The following is a 271-nucleotide window of genomic DNA, read 5'->3' as shown; positions in this document are numbered from 1 at the left end:
AATCCCCGCATTTTATGCGTTTTCATGTTGCCTGCCCGCATTGCGGGGAGGAGCAGTATCTTAAATTTGGCGACAAAGAGACGCCGTTTGGCCTCAAATGGACGCCGGATGACCCCTCCAGCGTGTTTTATCTCTGCGAGCATAATGCCTGCGTCATCCGCCAGCAGGAGCTGGACTTTACTGATGCCCGTTATATCTGCGAAAAGACCGGGATCTGGACCCGTGATGGCATTCTCTGGTTTTCGTCATCCGGTGAAGAGATTGAGCCACC

The 271-nt window shown here is 53.1% G+C and carries 1 protein-coding gene; it reads left to right on the top strand.

Features of this window, described 5'->3' with window-relative positions:
- Positions 1-14 precede the first annotated feature (14 nt).
- Positions 15-271: phage terminase large subunit family protein (locus MN202_RS20560; protein WP_472511574.1), on the top strand; the 257-nt coding region annotated here is incomplete at its 3' end.

Origin of the sequence: Rheinheimera muenzenbergensis, from assembly GCF_036984005.1 — a bacterium.
Classification (GTDB): Bacteria; Pseudomonadota; Gammaproteobacteria; order Enterobacterales; family Alteromonadaceae; genus Alishewanella; species Alishewanella muenzenbergensis.
The sequence above is the reverse complement of the archived record's forward strand: the minus strand, read 5'-3'. Positions and strand labels throughout refer to the sequence as shown.